Origin of the sequence: Acidithiobacillus sulfurivorans, from assembly GCF_018853815.1 — a bacterium.
GTDB classification, from domain to species: domain Bacteria; phylum Pseudomonadota; class Gammaproteobacteria; order Acidithiobacillales; family Acidithiobacillaceae; genus Acidithiobacillus; species Acidithiobacillus sulfurivorans.
In genome coordinates this window covers 1-20,951 of record NZ_JAAOMP010000116.1, presented here as the reverse complement: position 1 = coordinate 20,951, position 20,951 = coordinate 1, and the positions used below count along the sequence as shown (strand labels likewise).

The 20,951-nt window shown below is 54.8% G+C and carries 23 protein-coding genes and 1 pseudogene; 12 read left to right on the top strand and 12 right to left on the bottom strand.

Annotated elements, in window-relative coordinates:
• Genes panC through HAP95_RS09720 form a run of 4 tightly spaced genes read left to right on the top strand, consistent with a single transcriptional unit; the run spans position 1 to position 5,721 of the window.
• A complete protein-coding gene (panC, locus tag HAP95_RS09735) occupies positions 1 to 840 on the top strand; it encodes a pantoate--beta-alanine ligase (RefSeq protein WP_215884115.1) in 840 nt (279 codons plus the stop codon).
• The gene (locus HAP95_RS09730; RefSeq protein ID WP_215884030.1) at positions 837 to 4,670 is read left to right on the top strand and encodes a DUF3683 domain-containing protein; all 3,834 of its coding nucleotides are present in this window, start codon (positions 837 to 839) and stop codon (positions 4,668 to 4,670) included. The genes panC and HAP95_RS09730 overlap by 4 nt, the downstream gene beginning before the upstream one ends.
• Positions 4,667 to 5,083 (top strand): Smr/MutS family protein, encoded by a 417-nt coding sequence (locus HAP95_RS09725; protein ID WP_215884029.1) that lies wholly within the window; start codon positions 4,667 to 4,669, stop codon positions 5,081 to 5,083. The genes HAP95_RS09730 and HAP95_RS09725 overlap by 4 nt, the downstream gene beginning before the upstream one ends.
• Positions 5,080 to 5,721 (top strand): class II aldolase/adducin family protein, encoded by a 642-nt coding sequence (locus HAP95_RS09720; protein WP_215884028.1) that lies wholly within the window; start codon positions 5,080 to 5,082, stop codon positions 5,719 to 5,721. Before HAP95_RS09725 ends, HAP95_RS09720 begins: the two co-directional genes overlap by 4 nt.
• Here the strand turns inward: HAP95_RS09720 and HAP95_RS09715 are convergent.
• Complete coding sequence (locus tag HAP95_RS09715) at positions 5,694 to 6,356, bottom strand: putative quorum-sensing-regulated virulence factor (RefSeq protein WP_215884027.1); 663 nt, start codon at positions 6,354 to 6,356, stop codon at positions 5,694 to 5,696. The genes HAP95_RS09720 and HAP95_RS09715 overlap by 28 nt on opposite strands.
• Before the next feature lie 222 nt (positions 6,357 to 6,578).
• On the opposite strand from HAP95_RS09715, the gene HAP95_RS09710 reads away from it, so the two are divergent.
• Both HAP95_RS09710 and mutS read left to right on the top strand, forming a co-directional pair.
• Complete coding sequence (locus HAP95_RS09710) at positions 6,579 to 7,274, top strand: Bax inhibitor-1/YccA family protein (protein WP_010640069.1); 696 nt, start codon at positions 6,579 to 6,581, stop codon at positions 7,272 to 7,274.
• A gap of 121 nt (positions 7,275 to 7,395) precedes the next feature.
• On the top strand, positions 7,396 to 9,957 hold the full coding sequence (gene mutS / locus HAP95_RS09705; RefSeq protein ID WP_215884026.1) for a DNA mismatch repair protein MutS: 2,562 nt from the start codon (positions 7,396 to 7,398) through the stop codon (positions 9,955 to 9,957).
• A 223-nt stretch (positions 9,958 to 10,180) separates the two neighbouring features.
• Here mutS and HAP95_RS17695 read toward each other — a convergent pair.
• The 3 genes and pseudogenes from HAP95_RS17695 to HAP95_RS09695 all read right to left on the bottom strand — a co-directional run bounded on the left by HAP95_RS17695 (position 10,181) and on the right by HAP95_RS09695 (position 12,547).
• Positions 10,181 to 10,537: pseudogene (locus HAP95_RS17695) on the bottom strand (YjaZ family protein).
• Positions 10,518 to 10,766 carry a hypothetical protein gene (locus HAP95_RS09700; RefSeq protein WP_215884025.1) on the bottom strand — a complete coding sequence of 83 codons (249 nt, stop codon included), beginning with the start codon at positions 10,764 to 10,766 and terminating at the stop codon, positions 10,518 to 10,520. The pseudogene HAP95_RS17695 and the gene HAP95_RS09700 overlap by 20 nt, the downstream one beginning before the upstream one ends.
• A gap of 329 nt (positions 10,767 to 11,095) precedes the next feature.
• Positions 11,096 to 12,547, bottom strand: a complete 1,452-nt coding sequence (locus tag HAP95_RS09695; RefSeq protein ID WP_215884024.1) for a mannose-1-phosphate guanylyltransferase/mannose-6-phosphate isomerase — start codon at positions 12,545 to 12,547, stop codon at positions 11,096 to 11,098.
• Positions 12,548 to 12,781: 234 nt separating this feature from the next.
• On the opposite strand from HAP95_RS09695, the gene HAP95_RS09690 reads away from it, so the two are divergent.
• Together HAP95_RS09690 and HAP95_RS09685 are read left to right on the top strand one after the other, a co-directional pair.
• Positions 12,782 to 13,102, top strand: a complete 321-nt coding sequence (locus tag HAP95_RS09690) for a hypothetical protein (RefSeq protein ID WP_215884023.1) — start codon at positions 12,782 to 12,784, stop codon at positions 13,100 to 13,102.
• A gap of 19 nt (positions 13,103 to 13,121) precedes the next feature.
• Positions 13,122 to 13,526 carry a type II toxin-antitoxin system YafO family toxin gene (locus tag HAP95_RS09685; RefSeq protein ID WP_215884022.1) on the top strand — a complete coding sequence of 135 codons (405 nt, stop codon included), beginning with the start codon at positions 13,122 to 13,124 and terminating at the stop codon, positions 13,524 to 13,526.
• On the opposite strand, the gene HAP95_RS09680 is transcribed toward HAP95_RS09685, so the two are convergent.
• Positions 13,523 to 13,801: a sugar phosphate nucleotidyltransferase gene (locus tag HAP95_RS09680; RefSeq protein WP_438263659.1), complete on the bottom strand. Its 279-nt coding sequence runs from the start codon at positions 13,799 to 13,801 to the stop codon at positions 13,523 to 13,525. The two genes, HAP95_RS09685 and HAP95_RS09680, sit on opposite strands and share 4 nt — an antisense overlap.
• Before the next feature lie 192 nt (positions 13,802 to 13,993).
• Here HAP95_RS09680 and HAP95_RS09675 point away from each other — a divergent pair, with 192 nt between their 5' ends.
• On the top strand, positions 13,994 to 14,254 hold the full coding sequence (locus HAP95_RS09675) for a type II toxin-antitoxin system TacA family antitoxin (protein WP_215884021.1): 261 nt from the start codon (positions 13,994 to 13,996) through the stop codon (positions 14,252 to 14,254).
• The gene (locus HAP95_RS09670) at positions 14,255 to 14,749 is read left to right on the top strand and encodes a GNAT family N-acetyltransferase (protein WP_215884020.1); all 495 of its coding nucleotides are present in this window, start codon (positions 14,255 to 14,257) and stop codon (positions 14,747 to 14,749) included. It abuts the gene before it with no gap.
• Between the two features lie 99 nt (positions 14,750 to 14,848).
• Here HAP95_RS09670 and HAP95_RS09665 read toward each other — a convergent pair whose 3' ends face one another.
• Together HAP95_RS09665 and HAP95_RS09660 are read right to left on the bottom strand one after the other, a co-directional pair.
• On the bottom strand, positions 14,849 to 15,094 hold the full coding sequence (locus HAP95_RS09665) for a type II toxin-antitoxin system Phd/YefM family antitoxin (protein ID WP_226832705.1): 246 nt from the start codon (positions 15,092 to 15,094) through the stop codon (positions 14,849 to 14,851).
• Between the two features lie 113 nt (positions 15,095 to 15,207).
• On the bottom strand, positions 15,208 to 15,435 hold the full coding sequence (locus tag HAP95_RS09660) for a type II toxin-antitoxin system RelE/ParE family toxin (RefSeq protein ID WP_215884019.1): 228 nt from the start codon (positions 15,433 to 15,435) through the stop codon (positions 15,208 to 15,210).
• Positions 15,436 to 15,779: 344 nt separating this feature from the next.
• On the opposite strand from HAP95_RS09660, the gene HAP95_RS09655 reads away from it, so the two are divergent.
• Together HAP95_RS09655 and HAP95_RS09650 are read left to right on the top strand one after the other, a co-directional pair.
• Positions 15,780 to 16,031, top strand: coding sequence for a type II toxin-antitoxin system Phd/YefM family antitoxin (locus HAP95_RS09655; RefSeq protein ID WP_215884018.1), 252 nt, complete (start codon positions 15,780 to 15,782; stop codon positions 16,029 to 16,031).
• Positions 16,022 to 16,417, top strand: coding sequence for a type II toxin-antitoxin system VapC family toxin (locus HAP95_RS09650; protein WP_215884017.1), 396 nt, complete (start codon positions 16,022 to 16,024; stop codon positions 16,415 to 16,417). The genes HAP95_RS09655 and HAP95_RS09650 overlap by 10 nt, the downstream gene beginning before the upstream one ends.
• A 12-nt stretch (positions 16,418 to 16,429) precedes the next feature.
• Here the strand turns inward: HAP95_RS09650 and HAP95_RS09645 are convergent, their stop codons facing one another.
• The 5 genes from HAP95_RS09645 to HAP95_RS09625 form a co-directional block, all read right to left on the bottom strand.
• Positions 16,430 to 17,212 carry an LTA synthase family protein gene (locus HAP95_RS09645; RefSeq protein WP_215884016.1) on the bottom strand — a complete coding sequence of 261 codons (783 nt, stop codon included), beginning with the start codon at positions 17,210 to 17,212 and terminating at the stop codon, positions 16,430 to 16,432.
• A 62-nt stretch (positions 17,213 to 17,274) separates the two neighbouring features.
• Complete coding sequence (locus HAP95_RS09640) at positions 17,275 to 17,958, bottom strand: hypothetical protein (protein ID WP_215884015.1); 684 nt, start codon at positions 17,956 to 17,958, stop codon at positions 17,275 to 17,277.
• 19 nt (positions 17,959 to 17,977) lie between these two features.
• The gene (locus HAP95_RS09635) at positions 17,978 to 18,760 is read right to left on the bottom strand and encodes an SDR family NAD(P)-dependent oxidoreductase (RefSeq protein WP_215884014.1); all 783 of its coding nucleotides are present in this window, start codon (positions 18,758 to 18,760) and stop codon (positions 17,978 to 17,980) included.
• The gene (locus HAP95_RS09630) at positions 18,667 to 19,977 is read right to left on the bottom strand and encodes a capsule polysaccharide biogenesis protein (protein WP_215884013.1); all 1,311 of its coding nucleotides are present in this window, start codon (positions 19,975 to 19,977) and stop codon (positions 18,667 to 18,669) included. The genes HAP95_RS09635 and HAP95_RS09630 overlap by 94 nt, the downstream gene beginning before the upstream one ends.
• A partial coding sequence (locus HAP95_RS09625) for a capsular polysaccharide export protein, LipB/KpsS family (RefSeq protein ID WP_226832704.1) occupies positions 19,919 to 20,951 on the bottom strand: 1,033 nt, incomplete at its 5' end. The genes HAP95_RS09625 and HAP95_RS09630, both read right to left, overlap by 59 nt.

Below are 20,951 nucleotides of genomic sequence, written 5' to 3'. Positions count from 1 at the left end.
ATGCCGGTATTCAAGGACATTGCCAGCTTGCGTCAGTGGCGCCAAAGTCTGCGCGGCACCTTGGCGTTTGTCCCCACCATGGGAAACCTGCACGACGGTCATCTGGCTCTGGTGCGCCTGGCCGCCGCTCGTGCCGAACAGGTGCTGGTCAGCATTTACGTCAACCCGCTGCAGTTCGGGCCGCAGGAAGATTTCGCCCATTACCCCCGCAGTCTCGACAAGGATTTACAGCAACTCCACGCAGCGGGATGCTCCACAGTGTTCACCCCGGACGATGGGTTAATGTATCCGCGTGGCAGAAAGGATCTTTCCATCATCATACCGCCCCACAGCCTGGCCAAAACCCTTTGTGGGGCCAGTCGTCCGGGACATTTTGCCGGAGTCTGCACGGTGGTGAACAAGCTCTTGCAGATGGTTCAGCCCGAAATTCTGATCCTCGGCGAAAAAGATTATCAGCAACTGCGGATTGTTCAGCAAATGGTGACCGACATGAACATGACCGTACAAATTCTTCCTGGCCCTGTTCAAAGAGAAGCGGACGGATTAGCCTACAGTTCACGCAATGTGCGGCTCAGTCCTGGCGAGCGGCAGATAGCCCCTCGCCTGGCTGCCACACTGTTCGACCTGATACCGCGCAGCACCCCTCAGGCATCTGTTGCAGAATTGGCCCAAGCCGGTCGAGAAAGTCTCGAACAGGCAGGATTTGTTTTAGATTATCTCGCATTACGGGATAGCGAGACGCTACAAGCCGTGAATATCGCCCGGCCCGGTGCGCGCTGGTTTGCGGCCGCGCATCTTGGGCAGACCCGGCTCATTGACAATGTTATGATTCCCTTATGAACTCACGTCTCCGCGAAATCCCCTACAACTACACGTCTTTTTCCGATGGCGAAATCGTCTCACGCCTGATCGGCCAGGAAGCCTGGCGTATTCTCGAAGACCTGCGCGAACAACGGGTCACCGGGCGTTCAGCGCGTATGCTTTTTGAGGTGCTGGGCGATCTCTGGGTGGTAGAGCGTAATCCCTATATTCAGGATGACCTTGCCCGCGATAAGCATCGACGCGAAGCCCTGTGGAATGCGCTGGCCCATCGGCTCAACGACATCAGTGCGCGCGCCGAGGGCAATGCGCTGGTATTGCGACTATTGGATAACACCCGGGAAGCCGTAAAAACCTTCACCCGGCAGTTTGATGAAGATTTGCAACTGCGCAAAAAATCGGAAAAACGTCTCCTGAAAATTACGGCACGGGATAATGTCGATTTCAGCGCCTATGCGCGCATCGCCCATATCACCGACGCTTCCGACTGGCGGGTGGAAATACCTTTTGTAGTGCTCTATCCCGCTGATGAATCTGAAGTGCAACGCATGGTAGCCGCCTGCAGGGAGTTGGGTCTGGCTATCATCCCGCGCGGCGGCGGCACCGGGTATACCGGCGGCGCCATCCCTCTCCAGCGTCATACCGCCATTATTAACACCGAAAAACTGGAGCAGACTTCGGCTATTGAAGCGTACACTCCGGCGGGACTGAACACAGCGGTTCCCAGCATGATCGCGGGTGCGGGCGTCGTCACCAAAGTCGTCGCCGATGCCGCCGATGCCGCCGGTCTGGTATTCGCGGTAGATCCCACCTCTATGGATGCCTCCACCATCGGCGGCAATATCGCCATGAATGCTGGCGGCAAGAAAGCGGTACTCTGGGGTACGGCCCTGGATAATTTAATCTCCTGGCGCATGGTCACCCCCGACGGTAACTGGCTGGAAGTGGAACGTCTGAACCATAACCTCGGCAAGATTCATGATCAACCGCAGGTGGATTTCCTGCTCAAACGCTTTGCTGCCGATGGCAAATCGCCATTGGGTGAGCCAACAAAACTCACCCTGCCGGGGGCCAGCTTCCGCAAGCCTGGACTGGGGAAGGATGTGACCGACAAATTCCTCGGCGGACTCCCGGGCATTCAGAAAGAAGGCTGCGATGGCATCATCACTTCCGGACGTTTCCTGCTGCATCGTATGCCCGCCCATATCCGCACGGTTTGCCTGGAGTTTTACGGAAGCGACCTGAATGCCGCAGTGCCTGCCATCGTCGAAGTGAAATCCTTCGTGGAAAGCCAGAAAAATGTTCTGTTGACCGGACTGGAGCATCTCGACGACCGGTATCTGAAAGCCATCAAATACAGTAACAAGGCCCCCCGCCACGAGCGTCCCAAAATGCTCCTGCTCGCGGACATTGCCAGCGATGATCCCGATGCGGCCGGAGCCACGGCGGCAGCAGTCGTGCGCATTGCCAATGCCCGGGGCGGCGAAGGCTTCATAGCTACCACGCCCGAATCGCGACGGCGCTTCTGGGCCGACCGCAGTCGCACTGCCGCCATATCCGCCCATACCAACGCCTTCAAAATCAATGAAGATGTGGTGATCCCCCTGGAGCAACTGGGTGCTTATACGCGCGCCGTGGAACGCATCAATATTGAACAGTCCATCAGCAGCAAATTGCGCAGTCTCGCGGCTCTGGAAGCCTATTTCAACGGTGATCTGGCCGAAATCCGCAAAGCCAAAGATTATGAAGATTCCAGCGAAGATCAGGCTATTGTTGCCGCCAAAAGAGCTGCGGCCCTTGCCCTGATTGAGGATACCCGGCAACGTTGGGAATCCCTGCTCAAGCATCTGGATGACTCCGCCCTGTTGCACCCGGAACTGCTGGATGTGCAGTCCGCTCCGGCCCTGCAGCCGGAAGAAACCCTCATAGACTTGTTCCTGCGTGGCGCTTTGCGGGTCAGCTATCGGGAGCGGGTAGGACGACCCCTGGAAGCGCTTTTTGCGGGAGATGCCTTTAATGCCCTGCGCGAACGGACCCGTGAAATTCACGCAGAGCACAAACGCGCCCGTTTATTCGTCGCTCTGCATATGCATGCGGGTGATGGCAACATTCACACCAACATCCCGGTTTTATCCAGTAATCACCGCATGCTCCATGAAGCGGACGCGGTGGTGGACCGGATCATGGCCATCGCCCTGGAGCTGGGTGGCGTCATTTCCGGCGAACACGGCATTGGCATTACCAAAATGCGCTGGCTGGAACCGGAAAAAATAGCCGCCTTCGCCCGCTACAAGGCCGAAGCAGATCCCGATAACATCTTCAATCCGGGCAAACTGTTGGCAGGCTCCGGTCTGGACAATGCCTACACCCCCTCCCTGCAATTGGTGGAACAGGAAGCCCTGCTCCTCGAAGCCAGCGAACTTGGCGAACTCAACCGGGAAATCAAGGATTGCCTGCGTTGCGGCAAGTGCAAACCGGTCTGCATGACCCACATTCCCCGGGCCAATCTGCTTTATTCGCCGCGCAATAAAATTCTGGCGACTGGCTTGCTCATTGAGGCCTTTTTGTACGAGGAACAAACCCGGCGGGGTGTTTCGCGGCAGCATTTTGAAGCGATGAATGATGTCGCCGATCACTGTACCACCTGTCACAAATGCATGACGCCCTGCCCGGTAGATATTGATTTCGGCAAGGTCTCCATTCATATGCGCAACATTCTTCGGGCGCGTGGGGAAAAGTCCTTCAACATGAGTACCCGCCTGGCCATGAACTACCTGAATGCCACCGAACCCGGCAAGGTACACTTCATGCGCCAATGGGTTCTGCAGACCATGTTCAAGGCCCAGGCATTGGCCCATGACATCGTCAAGCCCTTGCTACCCAAGGGCCCGCCACCGGCGACTACCGGCAAGGCCAGCATGCGTACGGAAGTCATTCATTTTTTACGCAAACCCCTGCCCACCAAAATGGGCGCCCAGACCATGCGCCAGTTACTGGCCATTGTCGATGACAAAACCGTGCCCATTATCCGTGATAGCGCCAAGGTCACTGACGACAGTGACGCCGTGTTTTATTTTCCGGGATGCGGCAGCGAGCGCTTGTTCAGCGACATCGGTCTGGCGACACTCGCCATGCTCCATCATGTGGGTGCGCAAACCGTCCTGCCACCCGGATATCTCTGCTGTGGTTATCCCCAGACAGCCGGGGGGCAGGAAGACAAAGGGCAGGAAATTTCCGTGCGTAATCAGGTGCTCTTCCATCGGGTCGCCAATACGCTGAATTATCTGGACATCAAAACAGTCATTTTATCCTGCGGTACCTGCATGGATCAGCTGCTGCAATACCAGTTTCAGCAAATATTCCCCGGTTGCCGCCTGCTGGATATTCATGAATATCTCATGGAAAAAGGGATTGCCCTGGAAGGCGTCGCAGGCGTGCAATATTTGTATCACGACCCCTGCCATAGCCCCATGAAAACCCACAAACCCCAGGCTGTCGTCAGTCGTCTGCTGGGTCAGGAAGTGCTGGAATCGGCGCGCTGCTGTGGCGAAGCCGGAACGCTGGCCAGCAGTCGTCCGGATATTGCCACCCAGTTACGTTTCCGCAAGGAAGAAGTGCTGAAAGAAGGGGTTTTCCAGCTGACCGGCAGTGACAAAGCCGTAGACAACAATGTCCGTCTGCTGACCAGTTGCCCGGCTTGTCAGCAGGGTCTGGAACGCTACCGGGAAGATACCGGCCTGGACACGGACTACATTGTCGTGGAGCTGGCCCGTAAAATTCTCGGCAGCCAGTGGCAGCAAGGCTTTATTGACGCCACCCGACAGGGAGGCATTGAGAGGATTCTGCTTTGACCCAAGCGCCGGATCCGGTTTTCAAAAGCGCCATAGATGGCGTTCTTGATCTCCACGCCTTTCGTCCCAGGGAAGCACCTGATCTGGTTCGGGAATATTTACGCAGTTGCCGCGCTGCCGGCATTACTGAAATTCGCATTATTCACGGCAAGGGTAAAGGCGTGCTCCGCGAAACCGTACATACCTTGCTGCGCCGTGAACCCATGGTCAAAAATTTTCGTCTGGCCAATGACCGCAGCAGTTGGGGAGCCACCCTGGTAGATATATATCCGCCGGATGTAGCTCTGCCCGAGCGCCCGACCAGCCCCGGCAAGACAGTGGCCAGAGCCCATGCAGCCCCATCCGGCCCGGTCACCCTCCCCGGCTGGTACCGACTCCTCCAGAAAATTTTTGTCCGGCGCTCAAACTCATGAGCACAGCCCACACACCCGCAGAAGGCGTTACCAAATTCCTGTTGCACTGGACACCGGCCACCGCTCCTGATCAGCGCGAAATCACCACCTTACAGGACTGGCGTGATGTTTTTTTTGCCCGCCAGCTGATCGGTGCGGACCCACAGCGCTATGGCGGCATCGGTTTTGGTAATGTGAGCTGCCGCAGTCCGCAGGGCTTTCTGGTCAGTGCCACCCAAACCGGGGGGCTCCCGACCCTGAGCGCACATAATTTCTGCACCGTGACAGGCTGGGATATCCTGCGCAATGAAATCCGCGCCAGAGGACCGCAGCCGCCTTCTTCCGAAGCCCTGAGCCATGCCGCCTGTTACGCCGCCCGCTCTGACATTCATTGGGTATTTCATGTGCACAGCCCGCTACTCTGGCAGGCCGCCGCCCCACTGGGCATGGCGGCCACCCCTCTGGACGCGGAGTATGGGACCCCCGCCATGGCCGAGGCCATCAGCAGCATTATCCACAATGCTCATCTGCCGGTGTTACTGCAAATGGCGGGGCATGAAGACGGCATTATCGCCGCCGGCAATAGTGCCGCCCAGTGCGGAGCACTACTACTGGAGGCAGTACTGCGTGCTCAGCTTTCCAGTGCCTTGCGCAAATAAAAGTCCATATCGGTCAGATTATTCAGTGCCCATTTACGGTAGTCATCCGGCAGATCAATAATTTTGACGCCCTTATGCTTACCAAAAGGCATGGTTTCGGGAATACGGGCACGCTCACTGAACTCCCATAAGTCTTCCCAGGAAGAAGGACGCACCGCCAGAATTACCTTATTGAGCAAAATCCGGCAAAACTTCACATCGGCCAGGGCGGAATGGGCATTTTTCAGATTATCCCGCGTTTTTTTGCGGTCCTTGCTGAAATGAAACATGAGTGCCGACTGGGAGTGACTATCCACTTCCGGCCACAATTTGCGGGTCATCGCATAAGTGCAAATGCGTTTGACATCGGGTTTGCCGATCACACCCCAGTCATAATCAATACTATGCCCTACCAGATAACCCGTATCTTCCGGCAAAGTGAAAGTCCGTGCCGAAGGACAATCCAGCAGTTCTTCTTCAAGAATATGGTGTACCGCCATGGCACCCATCTCAATGGGCTTATCCGGGCGATAACGCTGCACGAACTGTTCATCTACCTCCAGGGTCTTGAGATCACTGACTGCCAGCCAGGCCGCTTCGATCAGATCGGGCTCCACCCGCCCCGTGGTTTCCGTGTCAAAAATCAATGCGCGCATGCTGGCTCCATCATCAGTCCGAGAAAAGAATTGCAGGGTAATGATGTGTTCAGCAATGGGCAAGTAACAAATCGCCGATAACTGCCGGAACTTTTCGCCGCTGCCAGACTCTTAGCCCCGATCTGCTTAGTTGAAAGTTCAGCAGGACCATTGATTTATCGAACAGAAACCCCCATTCTTGAGGTATACCCAAGCACGTTGCTTGTTTGAAGGAGTCCGTTAATGAATCAGGATCAGAACCCCTATCAGTTTCCCGACAGCATGAATCCCCAGGGAAGCCGTACTGGCACGTCTATTGGCGCACTGCTGGGGAAGACCTACGCGCTGCTGGCCGCCACCCTGGTCGTTTCGGCCATTGCTGCGGTTTATGGCATGAGCTCACCGTTCGCCTATGAGCATCCCTTCATCCTGATGATCGGCTCTTTTGCCCTGCTGTTTGCCGTGCAGTATACCGGCGCTCACCGCAGTCCTTTTGCCATACCGCTGGTTTTCCTCTTTGCTGCCGGCATGGGCATGATGATGGGACCCGCGATTGAAATGTATTTGCGGATGCCCAACGGTGCCACCGTCATTGCCGAAGCGCTGGGCACCACGGCGGCCATGTTTATCGGCCTGTCTGCCTACGCCATGACCACCCGCCGGGATTTCAGCAACATCGGTGGATTCCTCATCACCGGACTGATTCTGGCCATTGTCGTGTCTTTGCTGAACATGTTCCTGCTGCATCTGCCAGCCCTGCAACTGGCTATTGCCGGCGTTCTGGTACTGGTGTTCAGCGGTCTGATTCTGTTTGACACCCAGCGCATGGTACGCGGTGGCATTCAGGAGCCGGTTCTGCTGGTAGTCGGCCTGTATCTGGACATCATCAACCTGTTCATGGCCCTGCTGGAAATTTTTGGCGGCGGCAACCGGAGCTGAATTCATTCGTACCTCTTCCTGTCCGTCACCTGTAATGGGTGACGGACGTAGCCGTAACTACTTGTCCTGCGCTATCCTCTGCGCAATATGAATATTGATTTGCACAGGCAACCCTCTCACCATGAGCTCCGCTGAACCAAGCGCGAAGCACACCCCCATGATGCAGCAATATCTCGGACTGAAAGCAGAATGTCCGGATGCTCTGCTATTTTACCGTATGGGTGATTTTTACGAACTGTTTTACGAAGATGCGCAAAAAGCATCGACCTTGCTGGGTATTACCCTCACCAGCCGGGGGCACAGCGCAGGAGAACCCATCCCCATGGCTGGGGTTCCGGTGCATAGCGTCGATGGTTATTTAGGAAAACTGGTCGCACTCGGTGAAAAAATCGCCATCGGCGAACAAATTGGTGACCCCGCCACCAGCAAAGGTCCTGTCGAAAGGGCCATTGTCCGGGTATTGACCCCCGGCACCATTGTCGATGGGGCCTTGCTGGATAGTCATCAAGAGCCCCTGCTGCTGGCCATTTGTCCAGAAGGCGCAAGCTGCGGCCTCGCCTGGCTGGATGCAGCCGGAGGGCGGCTGATGCTCAGGGAAACCCCCCAGACCGGCTTGGCCGACCTGCTGGCCCGGCGTCCAGTAGCTGAAATCATTCTTCCCGAAGATTCGCCCCTTAAAACCAGCCTGAACAACAAGCATGCCCAGGGGCTGGATAAAACCCTGTTCCAGACCCGACGCAGTCAGGCCGTGCTGGAACGCTATTTCGGAGAACGCCTAAACAGCTTTGGCTGCAACGACTGGCCACTGGCCCTGCGTGCCGCAGGAGCGCTTCTCCATTATGCCGAATCCCAACTACGGGGCAGCCTGGCTCAAATCCAGCATCTGCAGCCGGAGCGTGCTGAAGATGAGCTGTATCTGGATGCCACCGCTTTTCGTGCGCTGGAAGTTGTTGAAAGTCTGCACGAACAGGGCCCTACCCTGCTGTTTCTGTTGCAAAAGACCCGCACGCCCATGGGTAACCGGCTGCTGAGGCGCTGGTTGTTACGTCCTTTGCGTCAGGGACCCGATTTGCTTCAGCGCCAGCAGCATGTCAGCGCACTGGTAGCCGGCCAGGGTCCGGAGCCGCTGCAAAAGGCCCTGCAGGGAATCGCCGATGCCGAGCGCATTCTCACCCGTATTGCCTTGCGCAGCGCCAATCCTCGTGATCTGGCGCAATTGCGCAGCACCCTCCAGGCCCTGCCCGCTCTGCACGAAAGCCTGCACCGTTTCGCACAAAGTCCGCTTCATGACTATCGGGAACGCATCGGGTTATTCGCAGAAACCCGCCTGCTGCTGGAAAACGCCATTGTCGATCAGCCCCCCATGACCCAAAGAGACGGGGGTTATATCCAAACGGGCTATGACACTGAACTTGACCGTTTACAGGCCCTGAGTCACAACCTTCAGGATGTCCTGCGTAATCTGGAGCAGGAAGAACGCCAGCGCACCGGCATCAGCCAGCTCAAAATTCAGTACAATCGGGTTCACGGCTTTTATATTGAAATCAGCCGCAGTTATCAGGGATCTATTCCCGACGACTACCGCCGCCGCCAGACCACCAAAAATGCCGAACGCTACATCAATGACGCCCTCAAGGTCATCGAAGATCAGGCGCTTTCCGCCGAAAGTCTGGCTCTCAGCCGGGAACGCCAGCTCTTCACAACGCTTCTGGATGCCCTGATACCGGAAGTTGCAGCCCTGCAGAACACCATGACTGCAGTGGCGGAACTGGATGTTCTGAGTACCCTGGCTGAACGCGCCTTATCGCTGAATTGGTCTGCACCGCAACTGGTGGCGGAAAGCAGCCTACACATTCTTGATGGCAGACACCCGGTCGTCGAAGCGCAAATGGGCAGTCAGTTTGTGCCCAACGACCTTCATTTTGATGGACAACAGCGGATGCACCTGATTACCGGCCCCAACATGGGCGGTAAATCCACCTATATGCGCCAGAGCGCGCTGATCGTACTGCTCGCGCATATCGGCAGCTGGGTGCCCGCTCGCGAAGCCATTATCGGGCCTATCGACCAGATATTCACCCGCATTGGTGCCGCCGACGATCTGGCGGGCGGGCGCTCGACCTTCATGGTGGAAATGAGCGAAACCGCCCGCATATTGCATCTGGCCACCGCTCAGAGTCTGGTCATTCTTGATGAAATCGGGCGCGGCACCGCCACCTATGACGGCCTCGCCATTGCCTGGGCCACCGCAGAAGCGCTGCTGGAACGCGGGGCATTTACGCTTTTTGCTACCCACTATTTTGAACTGACCGAACTGGAAAGCCCGAAGCTCAGCAACCTGCATCTGGATGCTGTCGCCCAGAACGATCAGGTTATATTCCTGCATCGTGTCGAAGAAGGGCCAGCCGCCCAGAGTTATGGCCTGGCCGTGGCCAGCCTGGCTGGCATTCCAGAAAAAGTGGTCAGCACCGCCAAGGTACGGCTGCAATTACTTGAGAATTCGAGCTCTGCACGACCAAGCATCTTGCCCAATCCGGCATCCACGCAAAATCCACCGGCACAAATCCCCCTATTTGCAGCAACACCCCACCCCGCATTGGAGCTGCTGGAACAAATGAACCCTGACAACATCAGCCCCAGAGAAGCATTGGCCGTTTTATATCAACTGAAAGAGTTGCTATAGGCTTTCCCTAACGGCGAAGTACTTAGAAGATCAAACCATTGCAGTATAGTGGCCAATTCAACGTGATTCTTTCACCAGTCGCAGCACATCCTTATCCGTCAATTCCCGTGCAGCCGGTGTCAGATGGGCGTCAGTGTGGCGGAGTACGCGTCGAATTCGGCAACAGCTTCACTGCGGGTATCCACATAGAATGACAAGCCGGTTTCCAACGCATCAATGGCATTCAGCAGGGCTTCCTCCTCATCGACACCGAAGGTAATCGCTTCGGGTACATCAAAAGGTGACCAACACCGAACTGTCCGGAATGCAGACAGCGTCTTTTTTCCAGGTCAGCAATTATGATCGGCAAGCGCTTAGACAAGGTCCACCTTCCAGAATCAAAAATACGCGTCTCTCAGTTGTCGGAATATTTGGCTTCAGCGGAGACAATCTCATCTGCGAACGGTTTCCTAGTGAAGCAGTGCATGCTGTATGAGACGACGATCTTGAGCACACGCTCTGGATTTGGGGCTTTAGCTGGTATTGTCACCTCCCACAGCAACGGATGAAGATGATCCAGTTCATAGACTATCCCGCTCATACAGTTGATTGACAATATCCTGACTTTTCGCCAGCAAGAAATCATTGATTTTCTGGGCATCGTGGGCGGTAAAGGCGCGCACCTTCAGTTCGCTGATGCCGTTGGTACTGTCCAGCGTATCGGCCACCATATTTTGGTAGTAACGCCACAGGCGCACCATGGATGAATGATGAATAAGGATGAAACACGCCACCAAAGCGGTTGAATATATCAATATGGTCGTTGCCATAAACCTGTTTCAGCGGATACAGCTTGTTGACCGCCATGATGCCGTCCCAGGACGAAATGTAGGAGCTGATAGTTTGTGCCGCAGTGGTGGAATTGCTGCCACCCAGATTACTGAGCAAGGAGGCCAGTCCACTGGAACTCATCCGCTGTTTGGGACCGTACACCACAAATCTTGTTTAGCTAATATGGATAGGTTATGCAATCAATCCAAAATACAGGATGGATAACCCTGTTGGGACCAGAACGATCCAGATAAAGAGCTTGTTCAGGTTTTTGACTCGGGTCCAGAGGGCCTTGAGCACGCAGTCGTTTCCTGATTGTGTTTTGGTTTTAGGCAGTGGTTGCTGCAGCTTCAGCACGTCCGTAGATGTCATCAAAGCGGACGATGTCATCTTCACCCAGATAAGCGCCGCTTTGCACTTCGATGAGTACCAGATCCATCATACCGGGGTTTTCCAGACGATGGTGACAGCCCGCCGGAATGTAGGTGGACTGGTTGGTCATGATGAGTTTTTCTTCTTGCCCGTTGACAATACGGGCGGTGCCAGACACTACAATCCAGTGCTCGCTGCGGTGGTGGTGCATTTGCAGGGAGAGTTTTTCGCCTTTTTTGACGACAATGCGCTTGATTTTGAAATGGTCGCCTTCTTCCAGAGTGGTGTAGGTACCCCAGGGACGATGGACGGTGGCATGGAGATCGACGGTGCTGTGTTTGCGGGCCTTGAGCTTTTCGACAATGGTTTTGACTTCCTGATCGCGGCGGCGGTCGGCCACCAGCAGGGCGTCGGGGGTGTCCACAATCAAAATATCCTGCAAACCAAGAATGGCCGTGAGGCGCTCAGGACTCTGGACGACGCAATTCTGGCTGTCTACCAGCACACATTCCGGGGCGTGTACCTGATTCCCTTGGGCGTCTTTGGCCATCAAAGAACCATAGCCACTCCAGGCACCCAGGTCATTCCAGTCGAAATCGGCTTGCACCACGGCCACATTGGGGGCTTTTTCCATGACAGCGTAGTCAATGGAAATGTCCGGGGCCAGGGCAAATTCCTGACCCAGTTCCCAGGTGTCGCCGTTGCGGGTAGCGGAGGCGATGGCTGCCTGAACGGCTTCCAGCACTTCCGGGGCATCTGTTTGCAGGGCATTGAGCAGACTGTCGGCGCGCATGCAGAACATGCCGGAGTTCCAGAGGTAGTCGCCGCTGTCGAGGTAATCCTGGGCTTTGCTCTGATTAGGTTTTTCAACAAAACGGGCGACCTGATAACCGCTGTCCAGGGCACTGCCCTTCTGAATGTAGCCATAACCGGTTTCGGGACCCGTCGGGATGACACCAAAGGTCACCAGATAGCCTTGTTCGGCAAGCTGCTGCGCTTTGTGTACGGCTTCGGCAAAGGCTTTATGGTCATGAATGAGGTGGTCCGAGGGCAGCACCAGCAGGATGCTCTCCGGCCCGGCGACTTCTTGCGCCCAGAGCGCGGCGGCGGCCATGGCCGGGGTGGTGTTGCGTCCGGCGGGTTCGAGCAGGTAGTGCACATTGCGCACGGTTTGGCCATGAATGCGGGCACATTCGGCAAAGGTGTCGCGGGTCAGGAAGTAGTAATCGCGGTTAGTCACCGTCAGCAACGGGGCATCTTCTTTAATGTCGATGACCCGGCGCAGGGTTTTCTGAATGAGGCTTTCGCCGTCGGGCAGGGCCACGAAGGGTTTGGGGAAAGCCTTGCGCGACAATGGCCATAAACGCGAGCCGGTGCCTCCGGAGAGGATGACGGGTACTAATGCCATTTAAGAAATCCCTCTTTTGCGGTTAAACATTCAAAAACTGAGGCTTACCCCTGCTTTGCTGCTTTTGTAGTGTTGTTTTCGGTCATAATGCCTCAAGCTGGGCCGATAGCGCAAGTTTATGGGGTGCTATTGACCCGCTTCAGATGAATCACTACTAGAATCCAGCCAAACAAAAGTCTATACTTATCCCCAAATTTAGGTCTTTTAGCGATTAACTTCACTGGAGCACTCAACATGTCCATACTGCAGAAAGTGATGTGTGGCTATACCACCCCTGTCAGCAAGTTTAAAAATAACCCCAATGCAGCACTTCTAGAAGCCCAAGGAGATGCTATTGCCGTTTCGTCTAACAATCGGGTGCAGTTCTACGTCGTCCCAGCCGAACTTTTTGAAGAAATGACGGCTTATTGTGAATTTGCTCAACGTGGTAGGGCAGATTTACAAAGTATTCCAGCCCATTTCACCGCTGAGGGAGTAGATATGGACAAAATCACTACCGGGATGGCTATAAAGATAAAAAACGGGCCAACTAACGACTACGACGAGTGTTTATAACATAGCCGTAACATTAGCGATGATCAGGATTTTCGCTTATTGTGCTCTGAAAGACTCTTTCGGTGAGCAAAAAACAAAAGAGTTGGTTGAAGACTTCCGTGCTTACAAAGAAGGAAAAGGTTTGCCTATAACTTTTGGGCGTGATGTTCCCTATAATTTCACACATAATCGTTCTTACCTTGAACTGCAGCACCTACATTTTAATGAGAATGGCTTTCCATTCAAGCAAGCACAATTCAGACGAACCAGCGGTTATATCCTGGTTTACTGCTCCGGTTTTACTGCCCGCAACATTTATTTATTGATTGCAATTACAAAACACTGGAATCAAAACAAACCTGATGACACCGATGGAACAGACAGAGATTCCACGTTAATGAATACGCTGGAAAAGATCGCCGAAAATTTCCGGGAGAACTTTTAATTCGGGGCTAAGGTCACCAGATAGCCTTGTTCGGCAAGCTGTTGCGCTTTATATACGGCTTCGGCAAAGGTGTCGCGGGTCAGGAAGTAGTAATCGCGGTTAGTCACCGTCAGCAGTGGGGCATCTTCTTTAATGTCGATGACCCGGCGTAGGGTTTTCTGGATGGGGCTTTCGCCGTCGGGCAGGGCCACGAAGGGTTTGGGGAAAGCCTTGCGGGACAACGGCCATAAACGCGAGCCGGCGCCTCCGGAGAGGATGACAGGTACTAATGCCATTTAAGAAATCCCTCTTTTGCGGTTAAACATTCAAAAACTGAGGGTTACCCCTACTTTGCTGCTTTTGTAATGAAAAAATGCACCGAGGCGCTTTGTTGGTGCTGATGCTGAAAGCAGGCTTAGTGCTTTGTTTGTACATCAATATGATGTACAAAGATGATATTGGTTTATTGTAAGAGGGAGCTGATTTTTATGTCCGATCTATTGGAAACCACACGCATCAACCTTCGCGCTAGTACGGAGGCCAAAGTAGTCATCGAGCAGGCTGCCGCACTGATGGGGACTACTGTCTCCAGTTTTATATTACAAAATGCCTACGCCGCTGCTTGCAAGGTGGTCACCGAACAAAACACGCTACGCCTATCCCAATCCGCTTTTCAAGTATTTATCAGCACTTGCGAACAAGCCCCTACTCCTAACCCTGCCTTACAATCCCTGATGAATCGCCAATAAATGGCCGATCGTATTGAGCTGCTGAACCATCAGGACGGGCGTACTCACTTTGATTGCGGTAATCATGCTCTGAATGTTTTTCTGCGTGATCATGCGGGACAGCAGCAACGTCGCGGTGTAGGTAAAACATATGTGGCACAGCGTGATGACCTTCCTGATATTTTGGGCTTTGTTACTATCAGTGTTGGGCAGGTTGCCAGTGAAGCATTACCTTCTGCGCATCTGCCACGATACCCAGTCCCTATTTTGCGAGTTGGCCGCTTGGCTGTGGATAGCCGTTATCAAAAACAAGGGATTGGACAGAATTTATTGTCTTTTGCGCTGAATCTGGCTATAGAATTCTCCGAGCGTGTGGATTTGTATGCCGTTATAGTGGACGCAAAATGTGAGAACGCAGCACACTTTTATCAGCGCCTGGGTTTTACTCCCACTCTCGATAATCCGATGTGCCTCTATATTTCTATTTCGCAGCTGATTAGGGCTAGGAGCACGTAAAGCTGGACCAATAGCGCAAGTTTATGGGGTGCTATTATGTTCACAAATATCTTTTGAGGGATTTATGAATTGTCCAGAAGCCCATCTTTGCGTCATAGGTTACGATTCATGCTCGTAAAACATGGCTTCTATCTCTGCTTGAAGGGGGGTGGTCCAGATTTTCCGGCATGGTAAAACGCTCTTTACCCTGCCCCAGAACACGCAAATTTTCTGACTCTTGCATAGAAACCAGACGCGCGACCGGTTTACCCGCCCTGGCAATGATAATTTTTCCTCACCCGATGCTGCCTGATCTACGTAGCGGGAAAGCTGGGTCTTGGCTTCGTGCATATTGATGACAGGCATAGTTATCTCCAATAATTGCTTACGTGCTTACAAGAAATGAAGCGGGCCTGGGTATTGCGGAATCTCTCAAATGAAGCACGTTCTGCCGAAGTTAATGAAAAATAAAAGGCTTGTTAATGGGGATTAAATTCAGGGAGCTCGCGCCCGTCCAGGTGGTTCATCGGCACCATTCGCTTGTGCAGTACCCCAAAAACTACCAATTGCCGTTCATGGACCAAATAATAAATGATGTGACTGGCATAAGGGAAACTCAAAACATCCTCGCCAATATCTGGCTTGGACTTACCCAGGGAAGGCGTTTCGGCCAGCAGGCGAATGTCGATCAAAAAAGGACTCGCCATCGACAGTATTGCCTGCTTTGATGTCAGTCATTGCCTGTGCCACTCTCGATTGCAATAGTCTCAGCTTGAGCGCCTCATATGCGAACCGATCCAAGCACGTCAAAATTAAATCCTGCCTTACAATCCCTGATGATACGAATGGTGATGCAAGCCCAAGAAATGGGAATGGGCTACGATTGAGTTTCCACAATTCTCAATTCACGATCATCCTGGACGCCTGTGTGCTCTATCCCGCACATCTGCGGGATCTGTTAATGGGGAGCACCAAATACTTGACAATCTGGCTAGAAAGCCTCACATTCTGGCTAAGTTAGCCTTGGTGCAGTTACTGCGAGAACTTAAACATGCAAATCAATATACTGGAGTCTAAAAATCGTTTATCCCAACTGGTGCGTCTTGCCCGGCAAGGTGAAGAAGTCATCATTGCCCATCGGGGAATACCGGCCGTGAAGTTGGTACCGGTCAATCCTGCATCCGATACAGATCAGCATGACATACTTACCTGGCTGGACAACCACCCGCTCCCACAAGCTCTTCGACGCTCAGGGCAGGAAATAGATGACGCACTGGTTCAGGAGAGACAGGGATGGGATTAATTTATCTGGACACCTGTTTATTGGTCTATGCTTTCGAGGATCATCCCGTTTGGGGTGCTCGCGTCAAATCTGCGCTGAAGCAGAAACCTGCTTCGAGTTATGCCATTTCATCCTTGGTGAAATTTGAGTGCCTGGTCGCCCCCATGCGCGATGGTAATGTTGCACTACAACGTTACTATGAGGATGGAATGTCGCAGTTCACCTTGCTGGATATGTCTGATGAAGTGTTCACGCAAGGTGCAATGCTCCGTGCCCGTTTTGGTCTGAAAACCCCGGATGCGTTACATCTGGCTGTGGCGCTCACGCACCGCTGTGAGGCGTTGTGGACAGCAGACATGCGCTTGCAGAAAGCCGCCCATGGGCTCGCGGTAGACGTACTGCATTAAACCAACCAACCTTTACTTCATTAAATCCAGTGCACGGACGCCCAGTTCTGCGACGGCAATTTCCGGGTGCTGAGGGCTGCCGGGGGCTGGGTGGCGGGAGGACCAGAGCCAGTAGTCGGTGCGGCCATCTTCAAAATGACGGGCTTCGTAGAGTTTTTCCATGATGGGGACATGGTCACCATAAAACCCCAGCACACTGGGTAGGGACAGCTTGGGCAGTTCGGTCATGAACTGCTGCAGCATGGCCCCAGCATTGCGGACGTGGCGCAGGTAAATGGCAAGGTCATCGGCGCTGACGGGAGGCTCCTGCAAGAGCAGGGTTTTCTTTTCGGCGGCGCTGGCCGATTCCAGATGCAGAGGGCCGTGGTTTTCCATGGTAATAATGAATATGAAGGTCGGCTGAGTGGCCCCCTGCAGTATTTGCAGGGTCTTGTCGGCAACCGCCCGGTCGCCAGTATAGGGGCCACTGCGGTCTTCCGGCGTAAATTCCGCGACATCCAGAAAATCGTCAAAACCGAGCAGCGGGTAAATCGTATTGCGGGCGTAAAAGCTGGAGGGATAGGGGTGGATGCAGATGGTCCGGTAGCCCTGGGCCTTGAGTCGCCAGGCGATGCTGGGCAGGGGCCGACGCGCCAGAAAGCGGTAAGGCTGAAACTGATGAATACCGAGCGCAGCAGGCGACCAGCCGGTGAGCAGACTGAATTCGGTGCGGATGGTATTGGCACCCCAGGGCGGTACACGGATTTGCCCGCTTTGCACACATTGACGACGGGCTGCGTCAAATTCCCTGAACACTTCCGGGGCAATATGTGGCCAGAGGCGGCGCGCATCAAAAAACGATTCGCTCTGGACGATGATCAGATGACCGGTTGATTCTGTATGACTGGGGGATTCTGTGATATTCGGATTCGGACCCGGAATAACCGGCTGCGGTTCTGACCGGGGACCAAAGGGTCGGGCAGAGCGGGCACCTGAACAGTTGCCCGCTCTGCCCAGCCATATAACCAGAGACTAGGGGCGAAGCCCATGTCGCGAATATCTTTGTCCGGCTGCAGGCTGGGCGCGTCAGACCAGCGGTCGCCCACCCAGAGCAGGCAGGCTGCAACGAACAGCGACAAGGCACCATATTTGAGAAAAACCAGCCAGGGCATTTGTGCAGTCAGCGGCGTTTCCGCCCAGAGTGCCGTGCCAATGACGGCTACGGCAATAATCCCCAGGGCGATGGCCCGCCACAAACCGAGAAAGGGTAAATACAGACGGGGATGTTTGATGGCATCGGTGAAGTATTCAAAGTCCATAAATACAAAAGGTTCACGCAGGCTGGCTGCTTTGGCGTTGCCCACCAGGACCACCGCCAGCCAGATGCCGAGACCCGCCAGCATGGCAAAAATGGGGCGCTGGACGATGAGCAGAAAAATTGTGAATATCAGCAGCCACAGGCCGCTATGGAGCAGGTAGGTCCATAAGGGGCGGCCTAGCAGTTTGGGGCGGGGATGCACCAACGCTTCTGCCGCAAAGGACAGCAGCCAGCCGATGCTCAAACACCAGGGTCAGAGCAGTTCAGTCATGGTGACCGTTGTAGCCCATCAGGCCAACTATCCAGACGGAAATGGCGGCAGGGAGTACCGCCAGCCACCAGGTCCCGAAATTGAGGGGAAAGGGAAAACTGATGCGCGCCTGGTTGCGGGCCAACCCTTGGCGGATGAGTGCCGCAGCGCGCGGGGGCTGCATGAGGAAAGGCTTGGGGCCGGGCATTTCCCGACACATAACCGAGTCCACATAGCCGGGCATGATGACACTGATGCCGATGCCCTCTTTTCCCAGCCAGCCACGCAAGGCTTCGCCATAGGCTTTGATGGCCGCTTTGGAGGCGCAATAGCTGGGGGTGACCGGCAGGCCGAAGTAACCGGCCAGCGAGCTCATCAGGGCGATTTGCCCGGCGTGGCGGGCGCGCATGGCGGGGAGCACGGCATCTACCAGCACCCGACTGGCGTGCAGATTGACAGCCATGAGCGCTTCGGCTTCTTCCCAGACTTCGCCGGATTCGTCGGGGCCGGTGTTGATGTTCATGCCGGCGTTGGAAATCACCAGATCCAGCGGGCCGTTTTTTTCGCAATCCGCTACCCAGGCACGCAGGGTGGCACTGTCGCGCACGTCAAAACTGCGCTGAGTGACGATTGCGCCCTGGGTTTGGGCAGTCTGCACAATGGCGTCCAGTTTTGCGCGGTTACGCCCATGCAGGTGCAGCGTTACGCCGGGTCGGGCGTAGGCGGTGACCAGGGCGGCGCCAATGGCGCTGGTCGCGCCGGTAAGGAGGATGGTTTGCGGAGATCGTTGCGGCATAAAAGTTCCTCTATAGGGGACTGTTGTAGTTCAAGTCTGGCGGCGGCAGTTTCCAGCGCCAGTTGCATACCGGTGTTGCAATAAAAGCCGCCGTTGATTTGGGTGCCATATATCAGCACCCGGCGGAACGCGGACCAGAGCTCCGGATCGGGTGCATGGGGCTGGTTCCAGAACTCGGCAAGACTCTGCTGACTGGTCAGGCCAGCCACATTGTAAACCGGATCGGCCAGAGTAATCACCGGTTTTCCGGTTTTTAGTGCCCAGGTGCCCACCGTACTGTTGATAGTCACCACCCCTTGGCAATGCAGCAGGAAAAGTTCGAGGTTGCCGTAATCATAATAATGAATCCGGTCGAGAATCCCCAATTGCCGGGCGGTTTTCTGTGCAAAAGCTTCATAGGGGAGAATGCCGGGGTCCAGCGGATGGTTTTTAATGACCAGATGCAGGTTTTTGTCGGCATATTGGGCAAAAGATTCCAGACTCTGGCGAATAAAATCATAAGTATCACAAAACTGCGAATGACAGGTGATCTGGCTGTCACTGTAGAGCTGCAAAGGGAGCAGGAAAAAGGGCTGGCCACTTTCGACAAAACGATAATTACGGACCAGATCGCTTTTTAGGCGGTGCCGGACTTTGGGGTAGCGACGCACATACCAAAGGTATTCGCGCATGGGATGCATGGGGGCATGATGCCGATAATGCCGGTAGGCAACAGGGTTCAGGATATCGCCACTGTGGTAAAGCACATCATGCAGGGCGCGTATTTTGAACTTGCCGAGAAACTCCTGACTATTATCGGGTATGGGCACCCGATCGATAATGTGGCGATACCAGTCTGGATCTTTGGGGAGTTGGGAATGGGCATTGACACCGCCCCTTTCCAGGGTCAGCCAGAATGGCCGCAAATAGCCTTCTTCAAAAACGTGGACGGCAATATTCTGGGCTTTGGCGAGGGTATGCACGGACTGATGTACTGGGCGCTGGTCGCCAAAAAGCACGACATCGGTGATCTGTTCGCGCTGGAAGGTCTGCTGGAGTAATTCTGGCAGCACGTCCAGGCTTTTGCGAAAATGCAGGGCCTTGCGCGGAAACCAGTAGACCATGTCTCCGCCACAAAACTGGATTTTCAGCACCTGATGGCCGCGCTGAACCAAGCGATCAGCGAGCAGGGCAAAAAACGGGCTGGCGACCCCTTGCAGAAACACGAATTTTTTCATCGCACCCCCACCACCTGACGCAGCACCAGCCGAAAGGCTTTGCGCCAGAACGGCAGGGATAGTCGTTTGCGCCACCGCGCTGGGCATGTAAGGCATTGACTGCGGCTTCGGGGCTGCAGAGGCGTTGTTCCTGAGGGTGAATATAACGGGGGTAGAGGATGAGCGCAGCAGCGACCAGGGCGTCCAGACTGAGTGGGCGTTGCCGCCGGGGGATCGTTTCCCGGTCGTTCGTCAAACCCCATCCGGCGTAAAAAGGACTGCCGTGACAGGTCACCGGTTTATTGCGCAACAGTGCTTCAAAGCCCGCTGCGGAAGTCATGACATGCACCTGATCTACCTGACTCAGCAGTTGATGCATGCTGACATCATGAACCACTTCATCGCAGTAGGTAAGCGCCTGTTCTTCACCCGCGCCCACCCGGCGCAGCCCGGCACTGACGTCAGGGTGGGGCTTGTAAACCAGATAGGCGTCGGGGTGCATTTCTCGCACTTTGCGCAGCAGCGCCAGATTACTCTGGGTGCTGGCGCTGCCCAGGGCAATGCTGGCGTCACTTTCTAACTGTCCGGGGACCAGGATGACCTGGGTAAAGGCCTGATTCCGGGCCAATGCCTGCAGGTCAGGCTGAATGTTGGGGTGACGGGTTTCCGGCCGCTGCCACCCCCCCTGCCCGACGTTGTACTTGGTGAGTCCCAAAGCCACGATTTGCTCGCGCAGGGCACGGGCGCGCTCCAGAAGCGTCGCATCAAAATCATGGGTAGCAAGTATTCGTTCAAGGTCCGAAGCTTTGCTGGCGTCGTAATATAAACCGCTACCATCAAAACAATAAGACAAAGGCGCAATCAGGTCCGCACCCAGACCAATGGAGCGTAAAAACCCATCTTCCACATGAATAATGGGGTGGCCCTCCGGCGCAGCTTGTGCTCCCCAGAGCAACAGGGTGGCCCCCGCCGGTGCCTGACGGGTGTGGCGGATG